This is a genomic window from Chryseobacterium sp. CY350 (assembly GCF_027945075.1).
In the GTDB taxonomy this organism is placed as follows: Bacteria; Bacteroidota; Bacteroidia; order Flavobacteriales; family Weeksellaceae; genus Chryseobacterium.
Genome location: NZ_CP116034.1, coordinates 1,314,354 through 1,329,789, shown reverse-complemented (window position 1 = coordinate 1,329,789; position 15,436 = coordinate 1,314,354). Strand labels below are relative to the sequence as shown.

Here is a 15,436-nt window from a genome sequence, read left to right as displayed (position 1 = left end):
TAAAATGGAAGCCAACGTCTGTCTTTACGCAATGCGTCAATCCAAACTATAAATTGCTGATTAACTTCCAAATATAAAAAAATCATATCACAACGATATAAAAAAATTAGATAAATCTCTTTAGAAAAGAAATCATTAATTATGGAAGATGCAATGCTATTGCTTTTGACTTTGACTTTCCAAAATTTTGCAAACGTAGTATTGCATTAGGATTTTGATTAAATTCGCTAACAGAAAAGTGATCTAAAATTTCCAAATCAAATTCTATGACTCCCGAAAAAAGAAAACTCATGACCGACAGTTTCAACCGCTCTGAAACGTTGAAATTCTACAACGCCGAACTTTTGGAAGTAGAAACCGATTTTGTCTCCATAAAAATTCCAAAAATGGAAATGATGACCAGAACTGCAGGAATGTTCAATGGTGCGATGATTGCTTCCTTGGTCGATGTTTCTTCAGGATATGCGGCCGTAAGCCATTATGATCAAGACTGTTATGTTGTTACCGTAGAGCTGAAAGTGAATTATTTAAGACCTGCAATTGGTGATGCATTAGTGTCAAAAGCGTATGTTGTGAAGGGTGGAAGTAAAATCAGCGTCATAAGAACTGAGATTTATACAGTCAGCAGCGACCGCACATCTGAAAGTCATGTTGCCACTTCTTTGGTCACTATGATGAAGATTAAATAGAAATGATAGTGGAACAAATTTTGTTAAAAGAAACTCATTAAAAATATAAATCATGAACTTACTTATCCGACTTTTCATCACGGCTATTGTCGCTTTTTTATTGACAAAAATCCTTCCGGGCGTACATTTCGACGGATTTACAGGAGCTGTAATCTTTGCCATTGTTTTGGGACTTTTAAATTTAATTTTGAAACCTATTTTGAGTCTTTTCGGACTTCCGCTGACCATTATCACATTAGGTTTTTTCGCTCTTGTTATCAATGCAATTATTGTTCTGGTAGCCGATTATTTTGTAGATTCTATGGAAGTGAATGGCTTTTGGTCAGCATTTATTTTCAGTATATTGCTTTCAATCATCACGTCTTTAGCAAATTCAATGTTTGCAGATAAAGATTAAATCTGAAAAATTATTTAAATATCAATCACCAGTTTGCAGCTGGTGATTTTTTTTTGTGTCGTTTGCGAAAAAAAATAGAATTTATAGTTTCAAACTCAAAACTAAACTGTTAATTTTTTAGTTCATTTTTATTTAAAATATTAACTTTGGCAACCTTGGATTAATAGAAATGTGTAGAGTGAATTTTATTTCAATTTATATGTTTAAAATAAAAATTTATGAAACTAAAATATAGTCTGCTCGCTTTGGCAGCTCCTTTTTTAATGAATGCACAACAACTGATGACGCCAGAAATCTTATGGACTTTAAAAAAAGTCGGAGTTCAGGCCGTTTCACCCGATCATTCTTCACTGATTTATAAAGTGGGACAAGTTGATTTAAAGACTGAAAAACCAAAAAACGAAAATTACTTCCTGAATGTTCTCAATAATCAGTCTTCTAAAATTGATTTGGGTATAAAATCTTTGGTTCAGTGGGATAAAAACGGATTGTATGCTCAGGAAGGCGATAAAATCTTCCTTTCAAAAGACAGCGGAAAAACCTGGACAGAATTTTACACGATCGGGGAGGTTGATAACATCGTGGTTTCTCCTGATGGAAAGAAAATAGCTTTCAGTAAGCAGGTATTAGTTGAAAAACTAATGGGGAAAGATAAATATGCGGATACTCCGAAAACCACTGCTCAAGTTTATACAGATTTGAATCACAGACATTGGGATTATTTTAACGAGGGGAAATATAATCATGTTTTTGTTGTTGATATTTCTGCAAATGTAGATTCTGCAAAAGATCTGCTGGAAGGAAAAACGTGGGATTCTCCACAAAGACCTTTTGGTGGAACTGAAGATTTTATCTGGAGTCCAGATTCTGCACAACTTTTATATGTTACCAAACCAAAAAGTGGAAAAGAATATTCTACAAGCACCAATACTGATATTTTTGCTTATGATCTGTCTTCTGGAACAACAAAAAATTTAACTGAAACCAATAAAGGTTATGATGTAAACCCAAAATTCAGTCCCGACGGAAAATCTCTCGCTTGGCAAAGTATGGAAAGAGACGGATTTGAAGCCGATAAAAATGACATCAAATTGATGGATTGGAAATCAGGAAAAACTTCAAACTTAACGAAAGGTTGGGACGAAAGCGTTTCCGGTGATGTCTTCTGGAGCGGAGATTCTAAAGCAATTTACTTTACAGCAGCTTTTAGAGGTACAAAACAATTGTTTTCTTTAAATCCTAAAGATTCTAAAGTTCAGCAGATTACAAAAGGTGATTTTGACATTAACGAGATTTTTGCTGACAACAAATCTTCGCTTTTGGTATCTAAAACAGATATCAATCACGCATCAGAAATTTTTTCTGTAAATCTTAAAAACGGAGAATTAATGCCAATTACCGAAACTAATAAAGAAATGTATTCTAAATTAGCTCTGGGTAAATCTGAACTGAAAATGGTAAAAACTACAGATGGAAAAGAAATGGGAGTGTGGTTTCATTATCCACCCAATTTTGATCCGAATAAAAAATATCCGACTTTAGTTTACTGTCAAGGTGGTCCCCAATCTGCATTAACCCAATTTTTTAGCACAAGATGGAATTTTGCTTTGATGGCAGCAAACGGATACATTGTTGTTGCACCAAACCGTCGCGGAATGCCGGGTTGGGGAACAAAATGGAATGAAGAAATTTCAAAAGATTGGGGCGGACAACCGATTAAAGATTATTTGGCAGCAACAGATTTTGCAAAAACTTTACCGTATGTTGACGGTGATAGAGTTGCGGCAGTTGGAGCAAGTTATGGCGGTTACAGCGTATTTATGCTGGCTGGAGTTCACAACAACAGATTCAAAACTTTCATCGCTCACGACGGACTATTTGATATGAAATCTTGGTATTTGACAACTGAAGAACTTTGGTTTGCGAATTGGGATTTGGGTTCGCCGTGGGAAAAACCACTGCCGAAAGCATACACAGATTTTAATCCGAGCAATTTTGTTGACAAATGGAATAAACCCATCATGATTGTTCAAGGTGGAATTGACTTCCGTGTTCCTTATGAGCAAGGTCAGGAAGCTTTCCAAGCTGCGAAATTAAGAGGTTTGAAATCTAAATTGGTTTATTTTCCAAACGAAAATCACTGGGTGCTACATCCGCAAAACGGTTTGGTTTGGCAGAGAGAATTTTTTGACTGGCTGAAAGAAACATTATAGTAATAGCCACAAGAAAATTCCCCTCCTTTGGAGGGGTGGCGAAAATTCGAAGAATTTTTGACGGGGTGGTTTTAAGATGAATAATTAAAAATATACCTGATTTTAATTCTTTAAAAAACGTAATAAGAGCGGGCTTTAGCCCGCTTTTTGTTTTCAAGATCTTAGGCTTCAGCCAAAATTTATCTTTAAATTATGCAAAATCGTATCTCATCATTTCCACCAATTATCGATTCAGGTTCTAAGATCTTAATTTTAGGCTCAATTCCTGGTGTGAAATCGTTGGAAAAACAGCAATATTACGCACATCCACAGAATAAATTCTGGAAGATTATTTTTGAATTATTTAATGAAGAATTTAAAGAAGATTATTCCGAAAGAATTGCTGTTTTAAAAAAAAACCACATTGCACTTTGGGATGTCATTGACTCTTGCGAGAGAAAAGGAAGTTTAGATTCAGAAATAAAAAATGAAGAAGCGAATCAGATTGGTAATTTATTAGAACAATACCCAAATATCAAAGCAATTTTCTGTAACGGTGGAAAATCTTACAAAGATTTGCAGAAATTATTAGGCAAAAATTTTAGAATTCCTATCTATTTGTTGCCTTCTACAAGTCCACTTCACACAATTTCTTTTGAGAGAAAATTTGAAGATTGGAAAAAGATTTTAAAATATATTTAAAGTTTATTATTTCATTTGAAAAAGATATATTTGTGGTTCGCAAATGTTTCTCAAGAATGAAAAAAAATCTTCTAGCTTTATTTTGTTATTTCTCTATATTCTGTTTCTCGCAGGAATATCACTTCGATTACAAGTGCTATGACAATGAGACGCAACTCAAAGGATCTTATAAAGGAAATAAAAGAACCAATATCATTTATTTCAATTCAGAAAATGAAAATGTAATGGCTTATGATTACTTCTTTTCACAACAATCAACAAGAAGTTTTTTGCTTGATGATTATAAATTAAATATGATGTTCTCTTACTCAATTAGCCATGATAGCAAGTTCTCTACTTTAAATTATATACAGATGGTTCCTATTAAAATATATCCCGATGAACAAAAAATAGAAAGAGTCGACGTCGAGAAACTTGAGGAGAATTTATTCTTGATAAGAACGTTTTCATCCCAAAACGTTAAAAAACCTAATATTGAACTAAAAGTACTTACTGAGAAGAGCGAATATTCAATGCCAAAAATTCAATTTATGGATCTTACTCCTAACATCCATTCCAAAATTTATGAGGCACTTTTATCGAAGTTAGACTCCCCAAAATATAGAATTGTTGATGTTGTGACTAATTATAAAAATAGAGTAATTATGCACGATGATCTTTCAAAATGTGAAAAAATAAATTTGAAGTTTTTAGCTAGCCCGAAATCTAATTAGAAAGTTGCAATTCCAAATCAAATATTCATAATATGAAAGAAAATCTTTCTATACTATTCTTTTTTATATCAATATTTAGCTTCTCACAGGAAATCTCTTTTGATTATTTGATAGAAAAGACAAGTGTTTCAAGAGAAAAGTATAAAAGTTTTACATTTTTAAATTCTCAGACAAACCAGTTTCTCTCTGTAAGTAGACATAACAAGAAATTTATAGGATCGCTAAATGATATGGATGAAAAACTCTTACACTATTTTTATATATATGAAAAAGATGGTAAATATACTGCCGTTTACAGTGACTCATATCCAAGTGATTCACCAATAAAAACAAGTAATTTGGATAGTAAATATGCAAATCATGATAATATAGAATTATATAAAGTTGACGATTTAAACTATAAAGTCAATTTATTTAGTAAAAACAGATCAAAAAAAAGTAGAATCAGTGTAGATATTATTTTAGAGAAATCTGAGTTTAATTTTTTAGACATTTTTATTGATTCGCCAGAAAGGTTTGCTATATCAACAATGTTAGAAAAGGAAGTAAATAAAGATGGATGCTGTTATAGAATAGCAAAATATGCTGTTACTTATAGAAAAAACAATGTAGTTTCCACTACCAATACTACTAAAAAAGTCGAATTGAAATTGATAATACCAGATAAATTAAATATAAAAACTCTACAGTCTTCAACAAGTTGATAATCTTAAAGATACCTTTGATTACATTTTTCCGATAAATATTTTTACAATGAGAAACTTTTTTTTGATATTATTATGTTTTACATCAACACTCACATTATCACAGGAATATCATTTTGACTATTTTGTAAAAGAAAAGTCAACAGATGTGAAACCGATTGAAAATGTGTCGGTTACGGAGAAAATTGTGAATTCAGAAACAGGAACAACAATTTATTTGTGGAATAAAAATAATAAAATTACGGGCATACTTTATGTTGACAATAACAAATTAAAGCATGTTTTTAATGTTAGGAAACTAAATAATCAGTTTAATTTTATTTATAAACATTCAAGTAAAATTAATCAAGATTATCAGCCTAAAACACCATACGTGAGCAAACAGGTTTTTCAGATTAAGAAAATTGACTCATTGAAATATAATATCGTTGTTTTCAAAAATTCAAAATCAAAGAAATGGAAAATTAATGCCATTGTAAATTTGGAAAAAGCTGAATTTGAAGATATTGAGTTTAAAGTAGATCATGTAATATCAAACAGTATAGAAGCTGAATTGAAAAAACTACTAGATTCTAATTTTAAATTTATTACAAGAAAAATTGATTATAAATATAGTAATGGTAAATCATTTTCTACTTATATAGAAAATGTTCAGAAAATTAATTTAACACTGGTTGTTCCAAAGATTTTAAAAGAACCTACCCATTGGTCAGATTTTGAAGACTAAAAAAATGTCAGCCTATGTTGTTGGATGTTATTTATAATATATTATGTAAGTGGCTTCGTTATCACATAGACTTCCTCATACGACTGTACCAATATCATCAATTACCCTAGAATTTCATTTGAAATTCTTTAGCGCTTCCTCTTCAAATCAAAACTTTTAAAGAAAGTTTTGAGAATGTTAGAAGATGTTAGATTCAAATAAAACTAAAATATTTTTAATAAAAAAGATATATTTGTGGTTCACAAATAATCTGTAATGAAGAAAATTTTTTTATTGTTCCTTTGTTTTGTTTCGAGTATCACTTTTTCACAAGAATACCACTTTGATTATTTTATAACAGAGAAACATACTGACATTAAACCTCAGAAAAGGGAGTGGATTAATGAGTCATTCTATGATCCGTTTACGAATAAAAGTTTATCTTTAAGAACTCAAAATGATAAAATTATTGGTATTATATATGAGGAAGAAAATCGCAAGAGACATGTTTTCAAAGTAGATCAATATAAAGATAAATTGACTCTAACTTATAAATTTTCTAATCAATTTCCCAAAAAAAGAAAAAGGAAATGTAAAAATAAAGATGTTTTTAAAGTCGAGAAAATAGATTCATTGCTCTATGACGTGATACTTTTTAAAAATTCTAAATTAAATAAAAAGAAGATGTCAACAAGACTAAAGATTGAAAAGAATGAATTTAATAAAGTGTATTTTTCTACTGAGAACTGTAGAGATGAAGAGGTAAGTGAAAAAATAAAAAAAGATTTAGACCCTAAATTTATGTACATTGTAACTAGCGTGCAAAAGAATTATCATTCTTCGGGTCATCTTTTTGAAGATAAAATTCAAAAGATTCAAAAGACTAGTTTAATTATTGTAATACCTCAAAAATTAAAATATAAAAAAATTGATTATTCAACTGATTTTGAAGAATAGAAAAAAGCGACTTAATATAGTCGCTTTTTCTAACATTTATTTCGACACCACATAAACCTCCTCATACGGCTGTATCAAAACCCAACCATTCCCGGAAAATTTCATTTGAAATTCTTCACCGCTTCCTCTTCCAATCAAACTTTTGAAAGAAACATTGGTTTTCAGTTCCGGACTTAAATTTCCAGACCAAGCAACAGTTGCATTGGGATCTGTGAAAACAGGCGCGCCTGGAGTTACCAATAATGTTAAAGGTTCGCCATGAGTCGTAATTGCAATGTGTCCCGTTCCCGAAAGTTTTACCTGAAACAATCCGCCAGACATCATTCCGGCAATGCTTTTCAACATCGTGATATCGCTTTTAATGCTTTGCTCGTGTGCCAAAACATCATTTCCGTTCACGAATAGTGTCTCGTTATTTAAATAAAGAATTCTAACCTTTTTCCCTGAATCGGCTACATAAAGTTTTCCGGTTCCTTCAGCTTTCATTAGTTTTGCACCTTCTCCGCTGAGAGCTTTTTTCAAAAGATTTCCCAATCCGCCAGAAAGCATACCTTGTCTTTCAAAATTGATATTTCCAATGTATCCTACCATGCTTCCTGTTTTTGTCCAGACTGCCTGATTATTGAGGTTGATTTCTAAAAGTGCAGGCTTTTCCAACTCAAAATAATCTCTTTCTAGAGGATTTTCTTTGGTTTCTTTTACGAATTCTTCTAAAGAATATTTGCTCATAAGTGTAAATTTAATTTCACTAAAATACTCTTTTTTTCTAATGTAATTTCATTAAATAAAAAAATATGATGCTTCAAATTCCCTGTCAGTAACGATTGTAAAATAAAGACTTGACAAAGGGGTATCGAATGTTGTATATTTGCAGTCCGAAAATTACATCCGTAATTTTTACATAATTTTTAAACCGTAATTTAAAAAATGAAGACATCCGATTTTAATTTTGATCTCCCTGAAGAATTATTGGCAGAACATCCATCAGAACACAGAGATGAAGCAAGATTAATGGTTCTTGACAGAAAAACTCAAACCATTGAGCATAAAACATTCAAAGACGTTGTAGATTACTTTGATGAAAAAGATCTTTTCATTTTCAATAATACAAAAGTTTTTCCTGCTCGTCTGTATGGAAATAAAGAAAAAACCGGAGCTAAAATTGAAGTTTTCCTTTTAAGAGAGCTTGATAAAGAAACCCGCGTTTGGGATGTTTTGGTAGATCCGGCAAGAAAAATCAGAATTGGAAACAAATTATTCTTCACAGAAGATGAGTCTTTGGTTGCGGAGGTAATTGATAACACAACTTCAAGAGGTAGAACTTTGAGATTTTTATTTGATGGTTCTTACGAAGAATTCAGAACTAAATTGAAAGAATTAGGAGAAACTCCACTTCCAAAATATATCAAAAGAGAAGTAGAACCTGAAGATGCTGAAAGATATCAGACTATTTATGCTAAAGTAGAAGGAGCTGTAGCGGCACCAACAGCTGGTCTGCATTTCTCAAGACATTTAATGAAGAGATTGGAGATCAAAGGAATTGATTTTGCTGAAGTGACGCTTCACGTTGGTTTGGGAACTTTCAACCCGATCGAAGTGGAAGATCTATCTAAGCATAAAATGGAATCTGAGGAAATTATCATCGACGAGAAAAATGCTGAGATCATCAACAAAGCGGTTCAGGAAAACCGTAGAGTTTGTGCAGTAGGAACTACCACGATGAGAGCAATTGAAACTTCAGTTTCTTCAAATAGAAAAATTTCTGCATTCAATGGCTGGACTAATAAATTTATTTATCCGCCTCACGATTTCGGAGTTGCGAATACAATGATTACGAATTTCCATACGCCAAAATCTACTCTAATGATGATGATTGCGGCATTTGCAGGAAAAGATTTCTTGATGCAGGCTTACGAAGAAGCGGTAAGAGAAAAATATAAATTCTATTCTTACGGTGACGCAATGTTAATTTTGTAATTAATTTAAATTATAGATTATAAATTTTAGATTGAATCCTGATTTTTTAAAGGTTTTTGATCTAAAATTTATAATTTAATATCTGTAATAAACAATACTTTGAAAGATATCCGTACATTATCGCTAGACCAACTCAAAGATTACTTTGGTACTATTGGTGAAAAACCTTTTCGTGCCAAGCAGGTCTATGACTGGATCTGGAGTAAAAATCTTCATTCTTTTGAAGAAATGACGAATCTTTCAAAAGATCTGAGAGAGCATCTTGTCCGTGATTTCCTCATGAATCCGGCAGCGGTAGATCAATTTCAGAAATCTACAGACGGAACGATAAAAAACGGAGTGAAACTTCATGACGGACTCATGGTGGAATCTGTTCTTATTCCTACGGAAACCAGAACTACAGCTTGTGTTTCTTCGCAAGTAGGGTGTTCGTTAAATTGCGAGTTTTGTGCCACAGCCAAACTCAAAAGAATGAGAAATCTTGAGGTCGCCGAAATCGTAGATCAGGTTGCTTTGATAGACAGACAGAGTAAAGAATATTACAACCGTCCGTTGACCAACATTGTTTTTATGGGAATGGGTGAGCCAATGATGAATTATAAAAACGTCGTTGAAGCCATCCGTAAAATCACTCAGCCGGAAGGTTTGGGAATGTCACCTAGAAGAATTACTGTTTCTACATCAGGAATTCCGAAGATGATTAACATGCTGGCTGATGACGAGTTAAAAGTAAAGCTTGCCCTATCACTACATTCTGCGGTTGAAAAAACCCGTAATGAGATTATGCCGTTTTCTGATAAATTTCCTTTAACGGATATTATGGAGGCGCTTCAACATTGGTACAAAAAAACGGGCTCTGTAATTACGTTTGAGTATTGTGTCTGGAAAGGTATTAATGACAAAGATGAAGACATCAGAGCTTTAATTAAATATTGCCGACAGGTTCCTTCTAAAGTTAATTTAATTCAATATAACCCGATTGGTGAAGGAAAATTTGACCATAGAAGCGTTGCTGCCGAAGAAAAATATGTTCGTGAACTTGAAAAAGCAGGAATTACAGTAATGGTTAGAAAAAGTCGTGGTGGTGATATAGATGCGGCTTGTGGACAATTAGCCAACAAAAACGCTGAATAATTTTTTTTCATAACTTTTTCTTTTATTAAATAATTTCAGAACCACGAAGTGGTTCAACATCAATAGCCGTGGGTGAAACCCATGTGAAATTATGAAGAATATCCGCAGAACCACGAAGTGGTTCAACTAAAAATCATACTCAAATTCTTAACAATCCATTCATACCAAAATCCGTAATTTTGTGCTATGAAGAAGGTTTTTCTATTAATCGTAATTTTTACATTCCAAACTGCATTTTCTCAACAGGCGGAAATTTTTAAGCTTAAAAAATTCAGAGTTTCAGTTTTAAATGATTCAATTCAAGAAACTTCGGGACTTAATTTCTTTGACGGCAAACTCTACACCTTCAACGACAGCGGAAATTCTCCAGAATTGTATGAAATTGATAAAAACTCAGGAAAAATTGTCAAAGTTTTAAAAACAAATGCTGAAAATAAAGACTGGGAAGCTTTAACAAATAATGGAGAAAACTTCTACATTGGAGATTTTGGCAACAATGCAGGAACCAGAAAAGATTTAAAAATTTATAAAATTCCTTTTCGAAATGATCGATTGCATAACGATTTAATGAAAACCATTTCTTTTTATTATCCAGAACAAAACGATTTTACTTCAAAAAATATTTCAACAGATTACGATTTGGAGTCGATGATTTATTTGAACGGAAAAATTCACATTTTCACCAAAGAATGGGCTTCAAAATCTACAACTCATTACACACTTGATCCTGAAAATTTTGAAAATCAGGCAGCACAAAAAGTAGAATCTTACAAAACCGGCTATGTGGTTACTGATGCTTCTTATTATGACAAGAGGCTTTATGTTGTTGGATATACCAAGAAAACAGAAGTCTTTTTAGATATTTTTAATGAAACGGAACCGGGAATATTTTTCAGAGAAAATCCAAAACACTTTTATTTAGGAAGTGCATTGACGATTGGGCAAATCGAAGGAATTGCTATTGATGAAAAAGGAATTTATATTTCGGGGGAAAAATTTTACTCGCCGATCAAGAAAACTAAACCGTTTCTCTATTTTGTTCCTAATGATAAATTTAAATTTTAAACCATTTAGATCAAGAAGTTTTAAGGCCAAAAATAATCTAAATACATAAAATTCAAAAAAGTTGAATCATTAAGCATTACGCTTAGTTGAATTTATTGATCCATAATAATTCTTATCTTTTTCATTTTCTTAATGGTTGAATTGTATCGAATAATTTTAAAGACTTTGAATTTTTATTAAAATTGGTTTAAAAAAATTATCTTTGTGATAATTAATAAATACTCACCCATCATTCTCAGATAGTGGCCAATATTGTAGAAGAAATCAAACGACCGATCAATGAGGAAATGAAACTTTTCGAGCAGAAGTTTTATGAATCTATGCAGAGCAAAGTCGCTTTACTCGATAAAGTTACCCGTTTTATTGTTACCACAAAGGGGAAGCAGATGCGTCCGATGTTTGTATTTCTATGTGCAAAACTGATTGGGAACGTCAACGAAAAAACTTATCGCGGGGCTTCAATGATTGAGCTGATTCACACTGCAACTTTGGTTCATGATGATGTTGTGGATGAGAGTTTTAAGAGACGTAATTTTTTCTCTATTAATGCTTTATGGAAAAATAAAATAGCCGTTTTAGTTGGTGATTTCTTACTATCAAAAGCAGTTTTACTTTCTACAGACCATAAAGATTACGATTTACTATCTGTGATTTCAAGAACCATCAGAGAAATGTCTGAAGGTGAACTTCTTCAATTGGAAAAAGCCAGAAAATTGGATATTACTGAAGATGTTTATTATGAAATCATCCGTCAGAAGACAGCTACTTTGATTGCAGCGTGTTGTGAAATCGGAGCTTTATCCAACGATGCTGATGAAAATTTAGCCAAGAAAATGATGCAGTTCGGAACGTATACCGGAATGGCTTTTCAGATTAAAGATGATTTATTCGATTATTTAAGTTCAAATGTGATCGGAAAACCGGTTGGAATTGATATTAAAGAGCAGAAAATGACTTTACCTTTAATTCATACTTTAAAAATTGCTGGCGAAACTGATAGAAAATATTATTTCAATACGATCAAGCGCTACAACAACGATCAAAAACGTGTGAAAGAACTGATTGCTTTTGTGAAAAGTTCAGGCGGTTTGGATTACGCAATTCAGGTGATGAAAGATTTTCAGCAGAAAGCTAAAGATATTCTTGATGAATTTCCTGATTCTGAAGTGAGAAGATCTCTACACATGATGCTGGATTATGTGATCGAAAGAAAATTTTAATAATTTATTTGATAGTAAATTATCTAGAAATTAAAACTAAACAAAAAAACTGTAATTTTAATCCATTATTGTCGTTGTTATAATAGTCACAGACAGAATAATACAAAATAAGGCGATTAAAAATAAATAATCCGCAATACTCTCATATCTATTTCCTGCACTTTCTTTTTTAGATCTTATCGACATAAAAGAAAATAAACTGCTACACGCAAAAAATACACACGCAATACCTGCAAACTCGTCTAGAAATGTATGATGGCTCGTTTTAGTTATCTTTAATGAGGTGATAATGATCATTGAAAAGCCTAAAAGATTGGTCGATGCATTCAGGATGTGAGTTGACTTTTTTTCCATATTACAGAGTTTTATTCAAAGTAAATACATTTTTTTTCATTATCAAATTTTTAAAAAATATTCTTTAAAATTAAAATTAATATAAAAAGTGTATATTAGCAAAATACTTCATAAATAAACAATATTTAATATTTGGCTATGCAGACAACCTATATTGAAACTCAACAAATTTCTTTTCAAGACTTTAAAAATCAAATACTTGAAGACTATAAATTAGGGAGAATCTCTCGTGAAATGTCGTATCTTGGTAGAAGAGAAGTGCTTACAGGGAAAGCGAAGTTTGGAATTTTTGGTGACGGAAAAGAGCTTCCGCAGCTGGCAATGGCAAAGGTTTTCAAGAATGGAGATTTCCGTTCGGGATACTATAGAGACCAAACTTTTGCATTGGCAATAGACGCTCTGTCTGTTGAGAGTTTCTTTGCGCAGTTGTATGCAGATACAAGCGTCGAGAGAGAACCAGCTTCTGCAGGTAGACAGATGAACGGTCACTTTGCAACAAGAAGTTTGAATGAAGACGGAAGTTGGAAAGATTTGATGGCGCAAAAAAATATTTCATCAGATATTTCACCGACTGCCGGACAAATGCCAAGATTATTAGGTTTAGCACAGGCTTCTAAAGTATATAAAACCGTGCATTTTGAAGGCGCTGAAAAATTCTCTGACAAAGGAAATGAAATAGCTTTCGGTACAATTGGTGATGCATCAACTGCTGAAGGTCATTTTTGGGAAACTTTGAATGCAGCGTGTGCATTGCAGGTTCCTATGATTGTTTCAATTTGGGATGATGGTTACGGAATTTCGGTTCCTACCATGAAACAGAGAGCAAAAGCTGATATTGCTGAAATGTTGAGCGGTTTCCAAAGAAAGGAAGGTGAAGATCAAGGTTGTGAGATTATTCAGGTGAAAGCTTGGGATTATCCTGCTTTATTGGATGCGTATGCAAGAGCCGAGCATTTTGCCAGAACAGAATCTGTTCCTGTGGTGGTTCATGTAATTGAAGTAACGCAGCCGCAAGGTCACTCAACTTCGGGCTCTCACGAAAGATATAAAAATGAAGACCGTTTGTCTTGGGAAGCAGATTTTGACGGATTAATTAAATTCAGAGAATGGATTTTAAATTATTCCATCGAAATTGAAGGAAAAGATGAAATCATCGCAACTGTAGAAGAGTTGGAGGCAATTGATGAGGAAGCTAAGAAGAAAGTAAAGAACGGACAAAAGACGGCTTGGGAAAATTATCAGAAAACACTTACAGAGCTGGCTTTTTCAGTTTTACCTTTAGTTGAAAATCTTAAAGGTCAAAATTCTGAAATCGAAACGTATATCAATCAATACAACAAATTGGTTTCTAAAGCGAAGAAAGACGTTTTCCATTTGATCAGAAAATCTTTACTGGCCACAAGAGGTACAAGCTCAGCGGAAAGAACTGCGTTAATGAATAAATACAACGAAGTTTTTGAAGTTGAAAAAGACAATTACTCGTCTCATTTATACTCTCAGTCTCAATGGAAGGCTGAAAATATTAAAGAAATCAAACCTATCTATTCTGAAACTTCTGAAGATGTTGACGGAAGAGTAGTGGTGAGGAATAATTTCGATAAAATATTTGAAAAATATCCTCAAACTTTGGTTTTTGGTGAAGACGCCGGAAATATCGGTGACGTTAATCAAGGATTAGAAGGAATGCAGGAAAAATACGGTGACATTCGTGTTGCCGATACCGGAATTCGTGAAGCGACCATTCTTGGACAAGGAATTGGGATGGCGATGAGAGGTTTAAGACCAATTGCTGAAATTCAGTATTTAGATTATATTCTGTATTGTTTACAGGGAATGAGTGATGATTTGGCGACAGTTCAGTACAGAACTAAAGGCGGTCAGAAAGCTCCTGTAATCATCAGAACAAGAGGTCACAGATTGGAAGGAGTTTGGCATTCTGGTTCCCCAATGGCGGGAATTCTGAATCTTTCTAAAGGTATTTTGGTTTTGGTACCAAGAAACTTAACGAAAGCTGCCGGATTTTACAATACGATGCTTCAAAGCGACGATCCTGCTGTGATTGTTGAATGTCTGAACGGATACCGATTAAAAGAAAAACAACCCGATAACTTAGGTGAGTTCACTGTTCCTGTAGGGAAAATCGAAGTGACAAAAAAAGGAAAAGATGTTACTTTGGTAACGTACGGTTCGACTTGGAGAATTGTGATGGAAGCAGCAGAAGAATTAGAGAAATTAGGGATTTCTGCGGAAGTTATTGATGTTCAGTCATTAATTCCTTTTGATTTAACGCATGAAATTGCTGAATCTGTGAAAAGAACAAACAGATTGGTTGTAATCGACGAAGATGTGGAAGGTGGAACTTCAGCGTTTATTCTTCAGCAGATTTTAGAAAAGCAAAAGGCTTTCAGATATTTAGATTCAGATCCGTTGACGATTGCTGCAAACGATCACAGACCTGCCTACGCAAGTGATGGCGATTATTTCTCTAAGCCATCTTCAGATGATATGGTTGAAAGAATTTATGCTTTATTTAATGAAACAAATCCTGAGAAATATCCCGCGATATTTTAATTGAGATTTTTTATAAAATTGAAACCGCTTTCGTTTTGGGAGCGGTTTTTTTATG

Annotated in this window: 15 protein-coding genes; 13 read left to right on the top strand and 2 right to left on the bottom strand. The window is 33.0% G+C overall.

What is annotated here, in order from left to right; all coding sequences use genetic code 11:
- Positions 1-266 precede the first annotated feature (266 nt).
- The 8 genes from PGH12_RS06015 to PGH12_RS05980 all read left to right on the top strand — a co-directional run bounded on the left by PGH12_RS06015 (position 267) and on the right by PGH12_RS05980 (position 7,060).
- Entirely contained in the window at positions 267-689 is a 423-nt protein-coding gene (locus PGH12_RS06015; protein WP_267597266.1) for a PaaI family thioesterase, read from the top strand.
- 52 nt (positions 690-741) lie between these two features.
- A complete protein-coding gene (locus tag PGH12_RS06010; protein WP_267597265.1) occupies positions 742-1,086 on the top strand; it encodes a phage holin family protein in 345 nt (114 codons plus the stop codon).
- A 218-nt stretch (positions 1,087-1,304) separates the two neighbouring features.
- Complete coding sequence (locus tag PGH12_RS06005) at positions 1,305-3,299, top strand: S9 family peptidase (RefSeq protein ID WP_267597263.1); 1,995 nt, start codon at positions 1,305-1,307, stop codon at positions 3,297-3,299.
- Between the two features lie 192 nt (positions 3,300-3,491).
- Positions 3,492-3,980 carry a DNA-deoxyinosine glycosylase gene (locus PGH12_RS06000; protein ID WP_267597261.1) on the top strand — a complete coding sequence of 163 codons (489 nt, stop codon included), beginning with the start codon at positions 3,492-3,494 and terminating at the stop codon, positions 3,978-3,980.
- Positions 3,981-4,036: 56 nt separating this feature from the next.
- Positions 4,037-4,693 (top strand): hypothetical protein, encoded by a 657-nt coding sequence (locus tag PGH12_RS05995; RefSeq protein WP_267597260.1) that lies wholly within the window; start codon positions 4,037-4,039, stop codon positions 4,691-4,693.
- Between the two features lie 32 nt (positions 4,694-4,725).
- Positions 4,726-5,397: a hypothetical protein gene (locus PGH12_RS05990; RefSeq protein WP_267597259.1), complete on the top strand. Its 672-nt coding sequence runs from the start codon at positions 4,726-4,728 to the stop codon at positions 5,395-5,397.
- Between the two features lie 49 nt (positions 5,398-5,446).
- Positions 5,447-6,124 carry a hypothetical protein gene (locus PGH12_RS05985; RefSeq protein WP_267597258.1) on the top strand — a complete coding sequence of 226 codons (678 nt, stop codon included), beginning with the start codon at positions 5,447-5,449 and terminating at the stop codon, positions 6,122-6,124.
- Positions 6,125-6,379: 255 nt separating this feature from the next.
- The gene (locus PGH12_RS05980) at positions 6,380-7,060 is read left to right on the top strand and encodes a hypothetical protein (RefSeq protein ID WP_267597257.1); all 681 of its coding nucleotides are present in this window, start codon (positions 6,380-6,382) and stop codon (positions 7,058-7,060) included.
- Between the two features lie 36 nt (positions 7,061-7,096).
- Here PGH12_RS05980 and PGH12_RS05975 read toward each other — a convergent pair whose 3' ends face one another.
- A complete protein-coding gene (locus tag PGH12_RS05975) occupies positions 7,097-7,789 on the bottom strand; it encodes an AIM24 family protein (protein ID WP_267597255.1) in 693 nt (230 codons plus the stop codon).
- A gap of 198 nt (positions 7,790-7,987) precedes the next feature.
- On the opposite strand from PGH12_RS05975, the gene queA reads away from it, so the two are divergent.
- From queA to PGH12_RS05955, 4 genes are all read left to right on the top strand, one after another.
- Positions 7,988-9,037, top strand: coding sequence for a tRNA preQ1(34) S-adenosylmethionine ribosyltransferase-isomerase QueA (queA, locus tag PGH12_RS05970; protein ID WP_267597253.1), 1,050 nt, complete (start codon positions 7,988-7,990; stop codon positions 9,035-9,037).
- Positions 9,038-9,136: 99 nt separating this feature from the next.
- A complete protein-coding gene (rlmN, locus tag PGH12_RS05965) occupies positions 9,137-10,171 on the top strand; it encodes a dual-specificity RNA methyltransferase RlmN (protein WP_267597252.1) in 1,035 nt (344 codons plus the stop codon).
- A gap of 186 nt (positions 10,172-10,357) precedes the next feature.
- On the top strand, positions 10,358-11,236 hold the full coding sequence (locus PGH12_RS05960; protein ID WP_267597251.1) for a hypothetical protein: 879 nt from the start codon (positions 10,358-10,360) through the stop codon (positions 11,234-11,236).
- A 242-nt stretch (positions 11,237-11,478) separates the two neighbouring features.
- Positions 11,479-12,456, top strand: coding sequence for a polyprenyl synthetase family protein (locus PGH12_RS05955; protein WP_267597248.1), 978 nt, complete (start codon positions 11,479-11,481; stop codon positions 12,454-12,456).
- A gap of 57 nt (positions 12,457-12,513) precedes the next feature.
- Here the strand turns inward: PGH12_RS05955 and PGH12_RS05950 are convergent, their stop codons facing one another.
- Positions 12,514-12,810 carry a hypothetical protein gene (locus PGH12_RS05950; RefSeq protein ID WP_267597246.1) on the bottom strand — a complete coding sequence of 99 codons (297 nt, stop codon included), beginning with the start codon at positions 12,808-12,810 and terminating at the stop codon, positions 12,514-12,516.
- Between the two features lie 138 nt (positions 12,811-12,948).
- Here PGH12_RS05950 and PGH12_RS05945 point away from each other — a divergent pair, with 138 nt between their 5' ends.
- Positions 12,949-15,381: an alpha-ketoacid dehydrogenase subunit alpha/beta gene (locus PGH12_RS05945; protein WP_267597245.1), complete on the top strand. Its 2,433-nt coding sequence runs from the start codon at positions 12,949-12,951 to the stop codon at positions 15,379-15,381.
- Positions 15,382-15,436 lie beyond the last annotated feature (55 nt).

Coding starts and splice junctions, on each gene's coding strand:
- PGH12_RS06015 (WP_267597266.1), top strand. CDS start 267: ATGACTCCCGAAAAAAGAAAACTCATGACCGACAGTTTCAACCGCTCT.
- PGH12_RS06010 (WP_267597265.1), top strand. CDS start 742: ATGAACTTACTTATCCGACTTTTCATCACGGCTATTGTCGCTTTTTTA.
- PGH12_RS06005 (WP_267597263.1), top strand. CDS start 1,305: ATGAAACTAAAATATAGTCTGCTCGCTTTGGCAGCTCCTTTTTTAATG.
- PGH12_RS06000 (WP_267597261.1), top strand. CDS start 3,492: ATGCAAAATCGTATCTCATCATTTCCACCAATTATCGATTCAGGTTCT.
- PGH12_RS05995 (WP_267597260.1), top strand. CDS start 4,037: ATGAAAAAAAATCTTCTAGCTTTATTTTGTTATTTCTCTATATTCTGT.
- PGH12_RS05990 (WP_267597259.1), top strand. CDS start 4,726: ATGAAAGAAAATCTTTCTATACTATTCTTTTTTATATCAATATTTAGC.
- PGH12_RS05985 (WP_267597258.1), top strand. CDS start 5,447: ATGAGAAACTTTTTTTTGATATTATTATGTTTTACATCAACACTCACA.
- PGH12_RS05980 (WP_267597257.1), top strand. CDS start 6,380: ATGAAGAAAATTTTTTTATTGTTCCTTTGTTTTGTTTCGAGTATCACT.
- PGH12_RS05975 (WP_267597255.1), bottom strand. CDS start 7,789: ATGAGCAAATATTCTTTAGAAGAATTCGTAAAAGAAACCAAAGAAAAT.
- queA (WP_267597253.1), top strand. CDS start 7,988: ATGAAGACATCCGATTTTAATTTTGATCTCCCTGAAGAATTATTGGCA.
- PGH12_RS05960 (WP_267597251.1), top strand. CDS start 10,358: ATGAAGAAGGTTTTTCTATTAATCGTAATTTTTACATTCCAAACTGCA.
- PGH12_RS05950 (WP_267597246.1), bottom strand. CDS start 12,810: ATGGAAAAAAAGTCAACTCACATCCTGAATGCATCGACCAATCTTTTA.
- PGH12_RS05945 (WP_267597245.1), top strand. CDS start 12,949: ATGCAGACAACCTATATTGAAACTCAACAAATTTCTTTTCAAGACTTT.